The organism is Aurantiacibacter sp. MUD11 (assembly GCF_026967575.1).
Taxonomy (GTDB): domain Bacteria; phylum Pseudomonadota; class Alphaproteobacteria; order Sphingomonadales; family Sphingomonadaceae; genus Alteraurantiacibacter.
In genome coordinates this window covers 1,292,384-1,306,370 of sequence record NZ_CP114054.1, presented here as the reverse complement: position 1 = coordinate 1,306,370, position 13,987 = coordinate 1,292,384, and the positions used below count along the sequence as shown (strand labels likewise).

Below are 13,987 nucleotides of genomic sequence, written 5' to 3'. Positions count from 1 at the left end.
CGTGGCCACACAGTTGAAGCCGCAGATCGATTGCAGCGCAGAGGAATGGCAGGCGCGGTTGGACCTGGCTGCCGCCTATCGCATCTTCGCGCACCTGGGGTGGTGCGAGTCCATCTACAACCACATCACGCTGCGGGTGCCGGGCACGGAGAACCACTTCCTGATCAATCCCTACGGCCTGCTGTGGGAGGAAGTGACCGCCTCCAGCCTGGTGAAGATCGACGAGAATGGCCAGAAGGTGGGCGAGAATCCCTATCCGGTGAACCTCGCCGGGTTCACCCAGCATTCCGTGTTCCACAAGAACCTGCCGCACGCCCATGCCATCGTGCACACGCATACGCCGGATACCATGGCGGTGTGCAGCACCGAGGGCGGCCTGCAGGCGAGCAATTTCTATTCCTGCTTCTTCGAAGGCGCGATCGGCTATCACGATTTCGAAGGTATCACCGTGCGCGCCGAAGAGGGCGAGCGGCTGGTCAAGAATGCCGGCAACCACCAGATCCTGATGCTGAAGAACCACGGGCCGGTGGTGATGGGGCGGACCATCTACGAGATGTTCCTGCTCTACTACATGCTGCAGCGCGCCTGCGAGGTGCAGGTGAAGACCGCCAGCCTGGGCGCGCCCATCGTGGTGCCGCCCGAAGTCATCGAAACCCACCAGCGCGATCGTGACAAGCAGCTGACGGACGACTTCGGCAAGCTCGACTTCGAAGCCTGGACTCGCAAGATCGACTCCATCGACCCAAGCTGGCGCAACTGACGATGAAGCGATCCTGCGCGAAATGTGGCGGCAAGCTTGAGCGTGGCTATACGCCCGAGGCGCGGGACGTGACCTACAAGGTCGACCAGTGGATCCAGGGTGAGCCGAAGAAGGGCATTTTCGGCTTTCGCCTGAAAGGTGCGCGCAAGATCGACATCGAAGTCTGGCGATGCGAGAAGTGCGGCGCGCTCGAACACTACGCTCCGGGAAAATGATTGCATGACTGCGATGACGGTGAACGACCGGCCAGTCGATTTCGACATGGACCCGGACACCCCGCTGCTGTTCGCCCTGCGCGAGGCGGCGAACCTGACCGGCGCCAAATATGGCTGCGGCGTGGGCGATTGCGGTGCCTGCATGGTGCTGGTCGACGGGGAGGCGCTGCGTTCCTGCCTCGTCACCCTGGCCGAGGCCGAGGGGCGCTTCATCACCACCATCGAGGGCCTGAGCCGCGACCGGAGCCATCCGGTGCAACAGGCGCTGGTGGCCGAACAGGCGATCCAGTGCGGCTTCTGCACGCCGGGCATCGCCATTGCCGCTGCGGCGCTGCTGCGGCGCAATCCCGAGCCCAGCGCCGAGCAGATTCGCGAGGCGATCCCCAACCTGTGCCGCTGCGGCGTCTATCCGCGGCTGGTGCGGGCGATCCAGCGCGCGGGCCGCGTGGCGCGCCGGCGCGAAAGGATCAGCGCCGCGCCTGCACCGGGTATCGACCCTGCAGACGCGGCGCGCGCCGTTCCGGGCATGCGTGTGGTGGACCGCCCGGACGACTTGGGTTCGTCAGAACCGTAGGCGAGCCCCGACCGAGGCGTTCAGCGGCGCGCCCGGCTGGATGTTGTTGTCGCCATGTGCGGACGGGTAGTAATCCTCGTCGAACAGGTTCTCGACATTGACCTGCAGTGACAGGGTGTCGGTCGCTTCGAAGAAGATCGCCGCGTCCACGCGGGTGTAGGCCGGCAGCACGACGTTGTTGCTGTTGCTGGCGAACTGGTCCGACTGGTGGATCACGCCGGCACCGAAGCCGAGACGGTCCGTAACGTCATAGCGGGCCCAGGCGGTGACCTGGTGCTCGGGCACCTGCTGCAACACGGTGCCGATATCGGTGGCATCGGCGCTGTCGGTGATTTCCGCGTCGAGGTAGGTGTAGCCCAGGCTGACCGAGAGGCCGTCCACCGGCTCGCCCACCAGGCCCAGCTCGAAGCCCTCGACCGTGCTTTCGCCGACCAGCGTGGTGAGGTTGGTGGTGGGATCGACCGACGGAGTGTTCGAACGCGTCAGGCGGAACACCGCCGCGGTCAGCAGCAGTTCGCGGTGCGGCGCCCACTTCAGGCCCAGTTCGAGGTTCTCGAAGCTTTCCGGCTCCAGCCCCTGGTCCTGCTGGCTCAGCACGGTGAACTGGTCGCCCGCCGACGGCAGGAAGCTCTCGGCATAGCTGGCGTAGATCGACAGGTTGTCCTGCGGCTTCAGGATCACGCCGAAGCGCGGCGAGACCTTCTCGTCGACCCGCGCGCCGCTGAAGGACGCGATGAAATCGGTGCTTTCGAGATCGAAGCGATCGTAGCGCACGCCGGCCACCAGCTGCAGGATGCCGATATCGAGTTGTTCCTGCGCATAGAGCGACACGGTCGACAGTTCCGAGGCGCTGGCACGCTGCGGGGCGAGGGTAAAGGCCGGCACGGCGATGGTGTCGGCCAGGTTCACGGTGACGCTGGTAGCAGTGCCGTTGTTGAACAGCACGCGGTCCCGCACGGAATCGGTTTCCGAAGTGGTGGCTTCCGCGCCGATCAGCAGCGTGTGGCCGAGCGAGCCGGTCTCGAACTGGCCGACGATATTGGCCTGCACGATCACGTTGACGCGGTCCGTGCCGCTTTCGTAGCCGGACAGGTTGACCGTGGTGGCGGTGGTGCCGCCGCCGGGGACGATGTTGGAATAGAACTTGTCGTAGTCGGCGTATTGCAGGCTGGCGTTGAGGCTCCAGCCGTCGGAGAAATCGTGCTCAAGTCGGGCGCGGCCGATGTGCACTTCGATATCGGACAGGTTGTAGTCCGCATCGCCGAAGAAGGTTTCATCGTAACCCTGCAGCGGGCCGCCGTTGATCGAGGGCAGGCCGCGGTCGACCACTCGCTCGTCATCGTCATAGGTATAGGTGGCGAAGAAGCGGGTGTCCGGGCCGAGCTGCGCCGACAGGGTCGGGGTGAAGCCGAAGAAGCGGCCATCGTAGACGTCGCGGTGGTTGTTGAACTCCTCGTAGGTGCCCATCAGGCGGACCGCCACGCCCTCGGCTGCCGGGATGTTGGCATCGGCAGTCAGTGCGAAGGCGCCGAAGGTGTCCAGCTGCGCGCTGCCGTTGACCTGCGGCATGTCGAAGATCGCCACGCGGCTGACGCGGTTAATCGCGCCGCCACCGGCGCCGCGGCCGAAGATCAGCGCATTGGCGCCCTTCAGCACTTCCACGCGTTCCACATTATACAGCGAGCGGTAGTACTGTGCATCGTCGCGTAGGCCGTCGAGGTAGAAGTCGGCGGTGGTTTCCTGGCCGCGGATGAACACCTCGTCGCGGTGGCCTTCGCCGGTTTCCAGCGACACGCCGGGCACGAAGCGCAGGGCATCGTTCAGCGCGGTGACACCCTGGTCCTCCAGCTGGTCGGAAGTGATCGTGGTAACCGCCTGCGGCACGTCGATGATCGGCGTCGGCGTCTTGGTGCCGCTGCTGCCGTCGTCGCTGGCGTAGCTGTCGCGCTCGCCGGTCACCACGATATTGCCGGGCAGGTATTCGCGCTGCGGCGCGGCGGAGGTCTCCGGCGCGGTTTCGGCCAGGGCAGGGGCCGGCACGATGGCGGCGACGGTGGCGAGCAGGGCGGTGCGGACGATTACGGTACGAATGTTGAATTCCCTCACGAGTCTTTATTGCAACTGATTTGCAAGAGCGCCTCTATTGAGAATGATTATCAATGGCAACACCAAATCCGGCATTGGCGCGATTTTTTTCCCGCGCTAGGGCGCGGCAAAGACCCATTCAGGAGAGAAGACGATGAAGGCGACCATCTGGCATAACCCGAAATGCGGCACGTCGCGCAATACGCTGGCGATCCTGCAGGAACGCGACGGGGTGGATGTCGAGGTGATCGAATACCTGAAGGAACCGCCCAGCCGCGAGAAGCTGGCGCAGCTCTACAAGGACGCGGGCATTACGCCGAACGAGGGGCTGCGCATTCGCGGCACCGACGCCAAGGAGCGCGGCCTGCCCGATGCCGATGCGGACGCGGTGCTGGATGCGATGGCGGCAGAGCCGATCCTGATCGAGCGTCCGCTTGTGGAAACCGACAAGGGCGTGCGCCTGTGCCGCCCGAAGGAAAAGGTCGAGGAAATCCTCTGAGGTCGTTGCCTCAGGAGAAGGTTTCGCTCACCGCCTCGTCCGACGGGCCGGCCAACTGACGGTGCGCCGCAGCCAATGCGGCCACCATCACCACCGTGGCAATCGCGCTGACGATGGCGGAAATCACGGCCACCACCAGGCGGCTGCTGTCCGGGCCAAGCAGTGCGGCCACGCCTGCGATCACCAGGCCGAGCACGGCCGAGATGACGATGTAGGCGACGAAGATCAGCAGGAAGAAGCCGAACAGGCGCAGGCTGTTGCCCTTGGTCAGCTTCCAGCTGCGGGCCAGCACCTTGAACGGGTTGTAGACCTTCTCCACCGCGATGACGGGTGCCGATAGCGACACCTTCACCGCCACGTAGATGCCCCCGATGATCGACAGCGGAACGGTAACGAGCGCGAGGATGCCTGCCGTCACCGCGGTCAGTGCCGCGAGCAAGCCGAGCGCCAGCGTCAGCCCCACGGCAAAGACAATATAGGCGAGGATGGCGGGCACCAATGCCTTCAATCCATCGGTTATGGCCATGCCCACTGTGGGTCGGCTGCCGTCGCGCAGCAGCGCCAGCATGCAGAGGTAGCCCAGCACCTGGATCAGCGTCGCCAGCACGAACAGCCACCACCACTCGGCATACATGGCCTGGGCAAGCTGGCCGAAGCGCTCGAAATCCTCGACCGAAGTGATCGGCATTTCGGGCATGGTCGGGCCGACCAGCGAAACGAGCAGGGTGGGCAGCAGGAAGAAGATCCCGGCCAGCACCATCAGCAACTCACGATTGGCGCCAATCATTGCCATCGCCTCGTTCCAGGCTTTCCCCATGTCGAATTTCATCGCCTACTCCCGGCCAAACCGCTTACGACCCATTGATAAACGCGATGGAAGTCGCCACGCAATCGCCAGCCATGGCTGACACACCGATTTCTCTTGATCCTGCCATCGAATGGCGTCGCTCCGGCGCGCAGGTGCCCTATCGCGAGGCGCTGGCCGAGCAGGAGGCGCGCAACCAGGCGCTGGCTGCCGCTGACGGTGGAACTGAGGTCGTGCGCGAACTGGTGTGGATGCTGGAGCACCCGCCGGTCTACACCGCCGGGACCAGCGCCGACGTGACCGAGTTGATGGACCCGCGCTTCGACGTGGTCGAGACCGGTCGTGGCGGGCGCTACACCTATCACGGTCCCGGTCAGCGCGTGACCTACGTGCTGCTCGACCTGAAGCGCCGCAGCCGCGACGTGCGGCTGTTCGTCCACTCGCTGGAGAACTGGGTGATCGCCACGCTGGCGGATTTCGGGGTGGAAGCCTTCGCCGTGCCTGACCGCATCGGTATCTGGACGCGGGATGTGGACGGCAGCGAGGCCAAGATCGGCGCCATCGGCGTGCGCGTGCGGCGCTGGGTGACCATGCACGGATTCGCGGTGAACCTGGCGCCCGACCTGTCGCATTTCGGCGGGATCGTGCCATGCGGAATCGCCGAATATGGGGTCACCAGCATGGAACGACTGGGAAAGACGGTTGCGCCGGAAGAGTGGGATGAGGCATTGCTGGCGCGCGCCGGGCAGTTCCTTGCCAGCCTCGCGCCAGCGGAGAGTGAATGACCATGCGCCCCTATTCCAAGATGCTCCTGTTTGCCCCGGTCCTGTTGCTGGCGGCCTGCGGCGACGAAGCCGAGGTCGACACGGAGGATGATGGCCGCGAAGCATCGGGCGAAGTGCTGGAAGGCAGTATCAGCGATGCCATGTTGCCGGTCGACAGGGTCCGTTCGCAGGCGCCGTTGGTGGTAGCGAGTCCGGCACCGGCTTCGCCAGCCGCCGAGGAAGGCGAAGCGGCCGCGGAAGATCCTGCCGCAACGAGCGCCGAACCTGCCGCGGTGGAAGCTCCGGCAGAACCTGCCGAATAGACCCTAGCGCGAACGCGCCAGCAGCTTCTTGGCCTGTTCGTGGTGCGGCTGGTCAATCATCCGGCCGTCGATCTGCAATGCGCCGACGCCGGGATTGGCGGCGAAGGCATCGACGATGGCCTGCGCCTCGGCCAGTTCCTCGTGGCTGGGCGTGAAGGCGGCATTGATGATCGGCACCTGTGCCGGGTGGATGGCTAGCATTCCGGCGAAGCCGTCCTCGTAGCTCTCGCGCGCCACGCGCTGCAGGCCTTCCTCGTCGCGGAAGTCAGCATGCAGGGTGTCGATGGCGGAGACGCCGGCGGCATGGGCGGTGAGCAGCACCTGCGCCCGCACCATGCGGAACAGGTCGGTCCACACGCCCCGGCTATCACGCTTGCGCACCGCACCGATCGCGGCGGACAGGTCTTCCGCGCCCCAGGTGAGGCCCAGCAGGCGGGGAATGGCATTGGCCGGATCGCCATAGGCCGTCAGCGTCAGCGCGGCATGCGCGGTCTCGCTCACCAGCGGCAGCAGGCGCGTCGCATTGGGTTGCACCCCGCTGCGCTGCTCCAGCTCGTAAAGTTCGGCCATCAACAGTCGCAGCTGGTCCGGTCCGGCGGCCTTGGGCACCACGATCCCGTCGGGCTTACCCGGCAGCACGGCTGCCAGGTCTTCCTTCCAGATGCCCGAATCGAGCGGGTTGATGCGCACCCAGTGCTGTTGCTTCTCGCCGGCGAGCAACTGCTCCTTGTTGGTCATCAGCCATTCGCGCGCGAAGTGGCGTGCGGTGGCCTTCGCCTCCGGCGCGACCGCGTCCTCAAGGTCCACGATCACCACGTCGGCCCCGGTGGCGGGGGCCTTGGTAAGCTTCTTCTCGCTGTCGCCGGGGACGAACAACCAGCTGCGTTGCTTCATGAATTACTCCGCGTCGGCCTTGGCAGCCTGCTCTTCCGCCCATGTCGGATAATCGACATAGCCTGCCGCGCCGGGCATATACCAGCTTTCCGGAACATTCACGTTTTCCGCCCACGGCGCACCCACGCGGATGCGTTCGGGAAGGTCCGGATTGGAGATGAAGGGGCGCCCGAAGCTGATCGCATCGGCGCGGCCACTCTCCACGTCGGCGGCGGCTTTCTCGGCCGTGTAGTCGCTGTTGAGTACCAGCACGCCCTTGTAGTGTTCGCGGAATAGCGCGTCCTGCTGCGGCACCTCGGTCGCGCCGAAGGTGCCGTCCGGCCCCGGCTGGCGCAGCTCGACATGGTTCAGGCCCAGTTCCTGCGCCACCTTCGCCGCTTCACCGAAGATGGAGGCCGGATCGGGATCGTCGACGCCCTGCGTGTCGCCATTGGGCGAAAGGCGGATGCCGACGCGGTCCGCGCTCCATTCGCCGATGATGGCTTCCAGCACCTCGCGCATGAAGCGCACGCGGTTCTGCGGCGAGCCGCCGTATTCATCGTCGCGCAGATTGCTGGAGGAGCGCAAAAACTGGTCGACCAGGTAGCCATTCGCGCCGTGCAGCTGCACGCCGTCGAAACCTGCGGCCTTCGCATTGGCGGTGGCCTTCGCATAGTCTTCCACCACGCGCGGAATCTCGTCCTTGGGCAGGGCGCGCGCCTGTTCGTAAGGCTGCCGTCCGGTGGGAGTGTGCGCATGGCCCGGCGCGGTGGTGGCGCTGGCCGAGACGGGCGGCTGACCGCCAAGGAAATCGGGGTGCACGGTGCGGCCCATGTGCCAGAGCTGGAGCACGATCCTGCCGCCAGCTTCATGCACCGCCTCGGTCACCGGCTTCCAACCTTCGACCTGCTCCTCGCTCCAGATGCCCGGCGCGGTTGGCCAGCCGGACCCTTCCACGCTGATGCCGGTCGCTTCGCTGATGATCAGTCCGGCGCCGGCACGCTGGCGGTAGTAGGTCTGCATCATGGCATTGGGTACGCGCCCCGGCATGGTGGCACGGGCGCGCGTGAGCGGCGCCATGAAAATGCGGTTGGCAGCCGTGATCGCGCCGAGCGTGACCGGGGTGAAGAGGGCGTCGTGCATGATGGGGAACTCGCTTTTCTGCTGGTCTCGCCGAAACAGCGAGCTAGGGGTGGAAAATGTCGAATTCAACCACGCCAGTTGCTGCGAGTCCCTGGCACTTTGCCGCGCTGATCGGCGGCAACGTGGCGCTGGCCTGCGGCCCGTGGCTGGTTCGGCTGGCCGATACCGGCCCGGTGAGCGCAGGTTTCTGGCGGCTGGCGTTGGCGCTGCCGTTCCTGTTCCTGTTCGCCCGGATCGGCGGAGAGAAATTCTCCGGCATCTCGCGCCGCAGCCTGCTGGTGGTGCTGGCGGGCGGGGTATTCTTCGGCCTCGACATCGCCAGCTGGCATGTCGGCATCGGCGATACGCGGCTGGCCAATGCGGTGCTGTTCGGCAATTCGGGCAGCGTCATCCTGATGGTCTGGGGCTTCGTCATGATCCGCCGCCTGCCTGCGGGCAAGGAATGGCTGGCGATTGTGGCTGCGCTGGCGGGCAGCACGATCCTGCTGGGCCGATCGCTGGAACTGTCGACCGCGAACCTGGTCGGCGACCTGTTCTGCCTGCTCGCTGGCCTACTCTACGCCGGTTACCTGCTGATCCTGCAGGACGCGCGCAAGCAGCTGGGCAGTTGGAGCCTGCTGGCTTTGGCGGGGCTGGGCAGCACGCCGGTGCTGCTGGGCGTGGCGCTGGCGCTGGGCGAGCCGGTGTGGCCGACCGACTGGACGCCGGTGGTGATCCTCGCCTTTTCCAGCCAGATCGTGGGGCAGGGCCTGCTGGTCTATGCGCTGCGGCTGTTCCCGCCGCTGGTGATCGGCATCGGCCTGCTGACCCAGCCCGCCGTCGCCGCGCTGATCGGCTGGCTGGCCTTTGGCGAATTGCTGGTGCCACTCGACATGCTCGGCATCGTGCTGGTGGCGAGCGCGCTGGTGCTGGCGCGGATCACCGCGCCCAAGGCCGTGCCGCGTCCGCGCGTCAACCCGGTGTGAAGTCGCCTTCCAGTTCGGCGTAGCGTTCCTCCACCTCGCGCAGGTCCGGCCCGCTCAGCGCCAGTCGCGACTGCTGCAGCAGGTACTTCGCCTCCTCCAGCAGCAGCAGGCGACGCTGCGGTGCGGTAATCGTCGCGGCGGCATTGCGCAGCGTCTCCAGCATGATCTTGGCGGCGATGGGGCTGGTCGCCACCGCGCTGCGGATGGCACCGAAGCCGCGCCGCACGTAATGGGCGAAATCGTCGGGTTTGGGGAGCACGGGGCAGTCATCCTCGCCATCCCCGCAAACGTCTTTCACCAATCGGCGACAGCCCAGTTCGGCGGTCGCCGCGCCCAGCCAGTGCAGCGAGGTTACCGCGGTGAACGGGTCGTTGATGCCCGGTGACAGCGCACGCAGGCCGATTTCCACCAGCTCATCGATCAGGAACTGCGGATCCTGCTCGGGCGTGCGGGCAAAGCCCTGCGTGAAGCACATGCGCAGCTTGTCCATCTCCTCCTCCGAACAGCTGCCCCGCGTGATCTCGAGGATCGGCAGGCCTTCGTGCAGGAAGTCGCCGGTGCGCACCAGCAGCGTGACCTCGAAATCGCTCGCGCGCGCGCGACCGGCGAGATCTTCGAAATCGATCAGCTGGATGTAGCCGGCCTTTTCAGCCAGCAACTGGCGACCACGCGACCGTTCGGAGGGGCCATCGTCATCACCTTTTTCGGGATAGGTCTTGGCGATCATGCTCATCAGACGAGAGCCAATGCCCTCGATCACCTTGTTGATGCGGATGGCCGAGGGGACGTGGTTGAGGAAATAGACCAGCACGCCGACAGACACGGCCATCAGCACGAAGGCCACCAGTAGCGACAATTGCGGCACGAAGCCGGGCAGGGCGGTGGTAGCGGCATCGACATTGAGGGCCGCACTCTCATCCTCCGTGCGCACGGTGCGGAGCACGGTGAGCGCGTAGACGAATGTGCCGATGAAGGTCGCCAGCGAGAGCTGGTTGCCGCGGTCCTCCATGAAATTGGTCAGCAGGCGCGGGCCATAGGTGCTGCTGGCATAGCTGACCGCGACGATGGTGATCGAAAACACCGTGGAGGCGACCGCGATCATGCTGCCGGCAATCACCTGCAACATGTTCGACGCCCCCTGCGGCCGCGCCGGGGCGAGCCATTCGACGTCGTTCAGGAACTCCGCCCAGCCGTTGCGGTCGGCCCAGATGCAGGCAAAGGCGAGCACCAGCGCCAGCGCCGCGAATAGCGCAGGGTAGAACCAGTAATTGGCGTTAAGCCGCCGCCACGCCCACAGGATTTCCGCTTTCATGCAGGGGGTAACGCATGAAAAGGGGGTTAGGTTGCGTCAGCGGTGACGGGGAGGGCAGTCAGGCATGCCTGCAACGACACGCTCCGCCATGCGTTGGCGCCTGTCCTCGGAATAACCCAGCCAGATGCCGAGACCGGCAAAGGCACCCTGCAAATGCCAGTCTCGCATGTTGGCTTGCGAGTGCTGGAGGTGATGGTAGCGCACCTGATCGGCACTCAACCAGACCGTGCGTTCGGTCGGATAATCACCTTTCCGCCAGTCATAATGGTTCTCGTTCAGGCAGATATGAGGCTCGTCCAATGCTCCGTTCGCGATGGCAGCGCGCACGTGGAGCACGGCGGCGAGGCTAGTGAAGAACACCAGCAGCACCGCTAGCGTTGCGGTCTTCCCAAGGAAGCGATGGACAGCCATCGGGTGACGCTAGCTGCGCCCGATGAACCGGCGGCGAACGCTTCGCCCGACTCAATCCCCGCTCGGAGTGCCCAGGTCACCCTTGCCGACGGTGCCTGCAGCCATTTCCAGCATGCGGTCGAGGCTGGCCTTGGCTTTCAGGCGCAGCTCTTCCTCGATCTCGATGCGCGGCTCCAGGTCGCGCAGGCAGAGGTACAGCTTCTCCATCGTGTTGAGCGCCATGTAGGGGCAGATGTTGCAGCTGCAGTTGCCGTCCGCGCCCGGCGCGCCGATGAAGTTCTTCTCGGGCAGCGCCTTTTCCATCTGGTGGATGATGTGCGGCTCGGTCGCGACGATCAGCGTGTCGCCGTCGAAGGTCTTGGCGAAATTCAGGATGCCGCTGGTGGAACCGACATAGTCGGCGTGGTCGATGATGTGCGGCGGGCATTCCGGGTGAGCGGCAATCGGCGCGTCGGGATGCTGCGCCTTCAGCTTCAGCAGTTCCTTCTCGCTGAAGGCCTCGTGCACGATGCACACGCCCGGCCACAGCAGCATGTCGCGGTTGAACTTGCGGCTGAGATAGCCGCCCAGGTGCCGGTCCGGCCCGAAGATGATCGGCTGGTCTTCCGGAATCTGCGCCAGGATCGTTTCTGCCGAGGAGCTGGTGACGATGATGTCCGACAGGGCTTTCACCTCGGTCGAACAGTTGATGTAGGTCAGCGCGATATGGTCCGGATGCTTGGCGCGGAAGGCGGCGAACTTGTCCGGCGGACAGGAGTCTTCCAGCGAGCAGCCCGCTTCCATGTCGGGCAGCACCACGATCTTTTCTGGCGAGAGGATCTTCGCCGTTTCGGCCATGAATTTCACGCCGCAGAAGGCGATGACGTCGGCATCGGTTTCCGCCGCCTTCTTGCTCAGCTCCAGGCTGTCGCCCACGAAGTCGGCAATGTCCTGCAGGTCGGGCGTCTGGTAATAGTGCGCCAGGATGATCGCGTTCTTCTCCTTGCGGAGACGGTCGATCTCTTCACGCAGGTCGATGCCTGCCGGGATGGCGGTCTGGTCGGTCATGTCTTGGCCCCGTCATGTGTGGCGTTTGGTGGCGCTTATAGACGGAATGGACGGCGAGGCGAGGGGGTTCCTAAAGCGCGCTGCCTTTCAGGGCGAAGGCATATTCGGCGAAGGGCGGCACGGCGGCGAGCAGCCATAGCGACGCGTAGAACGCGGGCACTGCCAGCGCGATGCACTTGATTGCCGGGTGCACGCTGCCGCGTGCCTTGGCATCGCGCCAGGCGATGAAGCCGACGATCAGCAGCTGCGCGGTCATTTCAATCAGCGGGATCATCCACTGGTTGGCCGACAACAGCGGAATGGCGTTGTCCGGCCCGCCCAGCAGCGGCACGGCCAGCATGATCGACAGGCGTCCAAGGGGGGGTTCTGCGACGACGATGATGGCGCCAAGCATCAGCCGACGGTGCCAGTCCGTCTGCTTGCGCATGGTGATGGCGGCAGCGATGAAACCGGCGAAGAACAGCGGCTGGATGAAGTTCAGCGCGAGGAAATAGGGCGGGTAGAATACCGGCGGCGCGCGATCGAGCGAGGTGGTGACGATGCCGGTCTGCCACGCGGTGACGACGGCCACCACGGCCAGCGCGGCGCCGAACCAGCCCAGCTTGCGATGCAGCGAGAGGTTCTTTCCTGCACCCAGGAAGTTCTGCACCACGAACAGCAGCAACCAGCTGAACATGATGACGCCGTGCAGGTGCGTGCTTGTCGGCATCTGTCGCACGTCGGTCAGCCCGGCAAGGTTGAACAGGCCGAAGCCCACCAGCATCAGCAAGGCAATGCCGATGGCGACCTTGCGGTAGAATGCGTTTTCCCAGACGAAAATCTGCGCCGGCGATGTCGCCATCTCGTGTCCCCCCGAGTGTTTCCCCATGCAGAGGGCTAATAATCTTAGCGAGATTTGCAAGTTTGCGATGGTCGGGCGGGCCGGGCCTGCACCACGGTGGATCGTTCCGGCTGCTCTGGCTTTGGGCCGGCAAGAAGACTATCGGCAGCGCCAATGTTGGCTTCACTGAATTCCGTGCGCACGCTGTTGCTGGCGATCTTCGTGCTGATGGCCGGCAGCGGGTTCCTGTCCACGCTGATCGCCATCCGCCTGGAGCAGGGCGGGGCAGGCGACCTGCTGATCGGCCTTGCCGCCACCTGCTATTTCGGCGGGCTGACGCTGGGCGCGCTCAAGGTGTCGCCACTGATCTCGCGCATCGGGCATATCCGGGCCTTTGCCGCTTTCGTATCCATCTATTCCGCCAGCAGCCTGACCTATGCGGTGATCGACCATCCCGCCGCGTGGATAGTGCTGCGGCTCGTCGACGGTTTCGTGATGAGCGGCGTCTACGTCTGCTTGGAAAGCTGGCTCAACCAGCTGGCGAGGCCGAGCAACCGCAGCGCCGTGCTGGCGAGCTACATGGTCGCGCTCTATGCCGGTCAGGCCGTCGGCCAGTTCCTGCTCAACCTTGGCGACAATGCCCCGGCCTTGCCCTTCATGGTCTCCGCCATCCTGCTGTCGCTGGCCGTGCTGCCGGTGCTGCTGACGCAGATCGACCAGCCCACGATCGACGAGATCGCGCCGTTTTCGCTGAAGCGGCTCTACGCGGTGTCGCCGCTGGGCGTGGTCGGCACCTTGGCAACGGGCCTGATGCTGGGCGCCTTCTACGCGCTGGGCGCGGTCTTCGTGCAGCGCATTGGCCTGCCGCTGGCGCAAGTGGCGCTGTTCACTTCCTGCGTCATCACCGGGGGCGTGCTGCTGCAATATCCGCTGGGGCTGCTGTCCGACCGGTTCGACCGGCGGCAGGTGATCGTCGTGTGTCTGGTGGTGGTTGCCATCCTGTCCGTGGTGCTGGCGCTGGCGCGGGGACCGGCGGCGATCTTCCTGCCCGGCGCGCTGTTCGGCGGCTTCGCCTTCGCGCTCTATCCGCTTTGCGTTGCCCACTCGAACGACCATGTCGGCGAGAAAGAACGGGTGAGCGCGAGCAGCGGGCTGGTGCTGGTCTATTCGATTGGCGCGGTGGCGGGGCCGATGATCGGCTCTGCGGCAATGGCGGTGTCGGGGCCGGCAGGCCTGTTCGGCACGATCGGGGCGATTGCCCTCCTGTGTGCCGGTTTTGGCGTCTGGCGCATGATGGCGAGGAAGTCGTTGCCGACCGAAGACCAGCAGGCGTTCCAGTCGCTGCCGCGCACCACGCCGATGGCGGCGGTGCTGGAAGAGGATAGCTAGCG

At 65.3% G+C, this 13,987-nt stretch carries 16 protein-coding genes; 8 read left to right on the top strand and 8 right to left on the bottom strand.

Translation table 11 applies throughout. The annotated features are described in order from the left end of the window. Position 1: 1 nt before the first annotated feature. The 3 genes from OZN62_RS06540 to OZN62_RS06530 are packed head-to-tail and all read left to right on the top strand — an operon-like array spanning position 2 to position 1,549. Positions 2–760 carry a class II aldolase/adducin family protein gene (locus tag OZN62_RS06540; protein WP_269102013.1) on the top strand — a complete coding sequence of 253 codons (759 nt, stop codon included), beginning with the start codon at positions 2–4 and terminating at the stop codon, positions 758–760. A gap of 2 nt (positions 761–762) precedes the next feature. Further along, a complete protein-coding gene (locus OZN62_RS06535; protein WP_269102011.1) occupies positions 763–975 on the top strand; it encodes a hypothetical protein in 213 nt (70 codons plus the stop codon). Positions 976–979: 4 nt separating this feature from the next. Next, positions 980–1,549, top strand: a complete 570-nt coding sequence (locus OZN62_RS06530; protein ID WP_269102010.1) for a (2Fe-2S)-binding protein — start codon at positions 980–982, stop codon at positions 1,547–1,549. Here OZN62_RS06530 and OZN62_RS06525 read toward each other — a convergent pair. Then, on the bottom strand, positions 1,538–3,655 hold the full coding sequence (locus tag OZN62_RS06525; RefSeq protein WP_269102009.1) for a TonB-dependent receptor: 2,118 nt from the start codon (positions 3,653–3,655) through the stop codon (positions 1,538–1,540). The genes OZN62_RS06530 and OZN62_RS06525 overlap by 12 nt on opposite strands. A 133-nt stretch (positions 3,656–3,788) precedes the next feature. Between OZN62_RS06525 and arsC the strand changes: the two genes are divergently transcribed. Continuing rightward, positions 3,789–4,133, top strand: coding sequence for an arsenate reductase (glutaredoxin) (gene arsC / locus OZN62_RS06520; RefSeq protein WP_269102008.1), 345 nt, complete (start codon positions 3,789–3,791; stop codon positions 4,131–4,133). A 10-nt stretch (positions 4,134–4,143) separates the two neighbouring features. On the opposite strand, the gene OZN62_RS06515 is transcribed toward arsC, so the two are convergent. Then, positions 4,144–4,962 (bottom strand): hypothetical protein, encoded by an 819-nt coding sequence (locus OZN62_RS06515; protein WP_269102006.1) that lies wholly within the window; start codon positions 4,960–4,962, stop codon positions 4,144–4,146. A gap of 71 nt (positions 4,963–5,033) precedes the next feature. On the opposite strand from OZN62_RS06515, the gene lipB reads away from it, so the two are divergent. After that, positions 5,034–5,723, top strand: a complete 690-nt coding sequence (lipB, locus tag OZN62_RS06510) for a lipoyl(octanoyl) transferase LipB (RefSeq protein WP_269102005.1) — start codon at positions 5,034–5,036, stop codon at positions 5,721–5,723. Beyond that, positions 5,720–6,025 carry a hypothetical protein gene (locus OZN62_RS06505; RefSeq protein WP_269102003.1) on the top strand — a complete coding sequence of 102 codons (306 nt, stop codon included), beginning with the start codon at positions 5,720–5,722 and terminating at the stop codon, positions 6,023–6,025. The genes lipB and OZN62_RS06505 overlap by 4 nt, the downstream gene beginning before the upstream one ends. Before the next feature lie 3 nt (positions 6,026–6,028). On the opposite strand, the gene OZN62_RS06500 is transcribed toward OZN62_RS06505, so the two are convergent. Next, complete coding sequence (locus tag OZN62_RS06500) at positions 6,029–6,919, bottom strand: HpcH/HpaI aldolase/citrate lyase family protein (RefSeq protein WP_269102002.1); 891 nt, start codon at positions 6,917–6,919, stop codon at positions 6,029–6,031. A gap of 3 nt (positions 6,920–6,922) precedes the next feature. Beyond that, positions 6,923–8,041, bottom strand: coding sequence for an alkene reductase (locus OZN62_RS06495; protein ID WP_269102000.1), 1,119 nt, complete (start codon positions 8,039–8,041; stop codon positions 6,923–6,925). A 56-nt stretch (positions 8,042–8,097) separates the two neighbouring features. Between OZN62_RS06495 and OZN62_RS06490 the strand changes: the two genes are divergently transcribed. Further along, positions 8,098–9,006 carry a DMT family transporter gene (locus OZN62_RS06490; RefSeq protein WP_269101999.1) on the top strand — a complete coding sequence of 303 codons (909 nt, stop codon included), beginning with the start codon at positions 8,098–8,100 and terminating at the stop codon, positions 9,004–9,006. Here the strand turns inward: OZN62_RS06490 and OZN62_RS06485 are convergent. The 4 genes from OZN62_RS06485 to OZN62_RS06470 all read right to left on the bottom strand — a co-directional run bounded on the left by OZN62_RS06485 (position 8,993) and on the right by OZN62_RS06470 (position 12,617). After that, complete coding sequence (locus OZN62_RS06485; protein ID WP_269101998.1) at positions 8,993–10,318, bottom strand: DUF2254 domain-containing protein; 1,326 nt, start codon at positions 10,316–10,318, stop codon at positions 8,993–8,995. The genes OZN62_RS06490 and OZN62_RS06485 overlap by 14 nt on opposite strands. A gap of 36 nt (positions 10,319–10,354) precedes the next feature. Beyond that, positions 10,355–10,729, bottom strand: coding sequence for a hypothetical protein (locus OZN62_RS06480; protein WP_269101997.1), 375 nt, complete (start codon positions 10,727–10,729; stop codon positions 10,355–10,357). Positions 10,730–10,780: 51 nt separating this feature from the next. Next, a complete protein-coding gene (nadA, locus tag OZN62_RS06475) occupies positions 10,781–11,776 on the bottom strand; it encodes a quinolinate synthase NadA (RefSeq protein ID WP_269101996.1) in 996 nt (331 codons plus the stop codon). Between the two features lie 70 nt (positions 11,777–11,846). Then, positions 11,847–12,617 carry an adenylate cyclase gene (locus OZN62_RS06470; RefSeq protein ID WP_269101994.1) on the bottom strand — a complete coding sequence of 257 codons (771 nt, stop codon included), beginning with the start codon at positions 12,615–12,617 and terminating at the stop codon, positions 11,847–11,849. A gap of 153 nt (positions 12,618–12,770) precedes the next feature. On the opposite strand from OZN62_RS06470, the gene OZN62_RS06465 reads away from it, so the two are divergent. Further along, the gene (locus OZN62_RS06465; protein ID WP_269101993.1) at positions 12,771–13,985 is read left to right on the top strand and encodes an MFS transporter; all 1,215 of its coding nucleotides are present in this window, start codon (positions 12,771–12,773) and stop codon (positions 13,983–13,985) included. The last annotated feature ends 2 nt before the right edge of the window (positions 13,986–13,987 follow it).

Bases quoted from the DNA above. Each gene is read 5' to 3' on its own strand.
- arsC (WP_269102008.1), top strand. From the start codon at position 3,789: ATGAAGGCGACCATCTGGCATAACCCGAAATGCGGCACGTCGCGCAAT.
- OZN62_RS06480 (WP_269101997.1), bottom strand. From the start codon at position 10,729: ATGGCTGTCCATCGCTTCCTTGGGAAGACCGCAACGCTAGCGGTGCTG.
- OZN62_RS06535 (WP_269102011.1), top strand. From the start codon at position 763: ATGAAGCGATCCTGCGCGAAATGTGGCGGCAAGCTTGAGCGTGGCTAT.
- OZN62_RS06500 (WP_269102002.1), bottom strand. From the start codon at position 6,919: ATGAAGCAACGCAGCTGGTTGTTCGTCCCCGGCGACAGCGAGAAGAAG.
- nadA (WP_269101996.1), bottom strand. From the start codon at position 11,776: ATGACCGACCAGACCGCCATCCCGGCAGGCATCGACCTGCGTGAAGAG.
- OZN62_RS06470 (WP_269101994.1), bottom strand. From the start codon at position 12,617: ATGGCGACATCGCCGGCGCAGATTTTCGTCTGGGAAAACGCATTCTAC.
- OZN62_RS06490 (WP_269101999.1), top strand. From the start codon at position 8,098: ATGTCGAATTCAACCACGCCAGTTGCTGCGAGTCCCTGGCACTTTGCC.
- OZN62_RS06505 (WP_269102003.1), top strand. From the start codon at position 5,720: ATGACCATGCGCCCCTATTCCAAGATGCTCCTGTTTGCCCCGGTCCTG.
- lipB (WP_269102005.1), top strand. From the start codon at position 5,034: ATGGCTGACACACCGATTTCTCTTGATCCTGCCATCGAATGGCGTCGC.
- OZN62_RS06485 (WP_269101998.1), bottom strand. From the start codon at position 10,318: ATGAAAGCGGAAATCCTGTGGGCGTGGCGGCGGCTTAACGCCAATTAC.
- OZN62_RS06515 (WP_269102006.1), bottom strand. From the start codon at position 4,962: ATGAAATTCGACATGGGGAAAGCCTGGAACGAGGCGATGGCAATGATT.
- OZN62_RS06530 (WP_269102010.1), top strand. From the start codon at position 980: ATGACTGCGATGACGGTGAACGACCGGCCAGTCGATTTCGACATGGAC.
- OZN62_RS06495 (WP_269102000.1), bottom strand. From the start codon at position 8,041: ATGCACGACGCCCTCTTCACCCCGGTCACGCTCGGCGCGATCACGGCT.
- OZN62_RS06465 (WP_269101993.1), top strand. From the start codon at position 12,771: ATGTTGGCTTCACTGAATTCCGTGCGCACGCTGTTGCTGGCGATCTTC.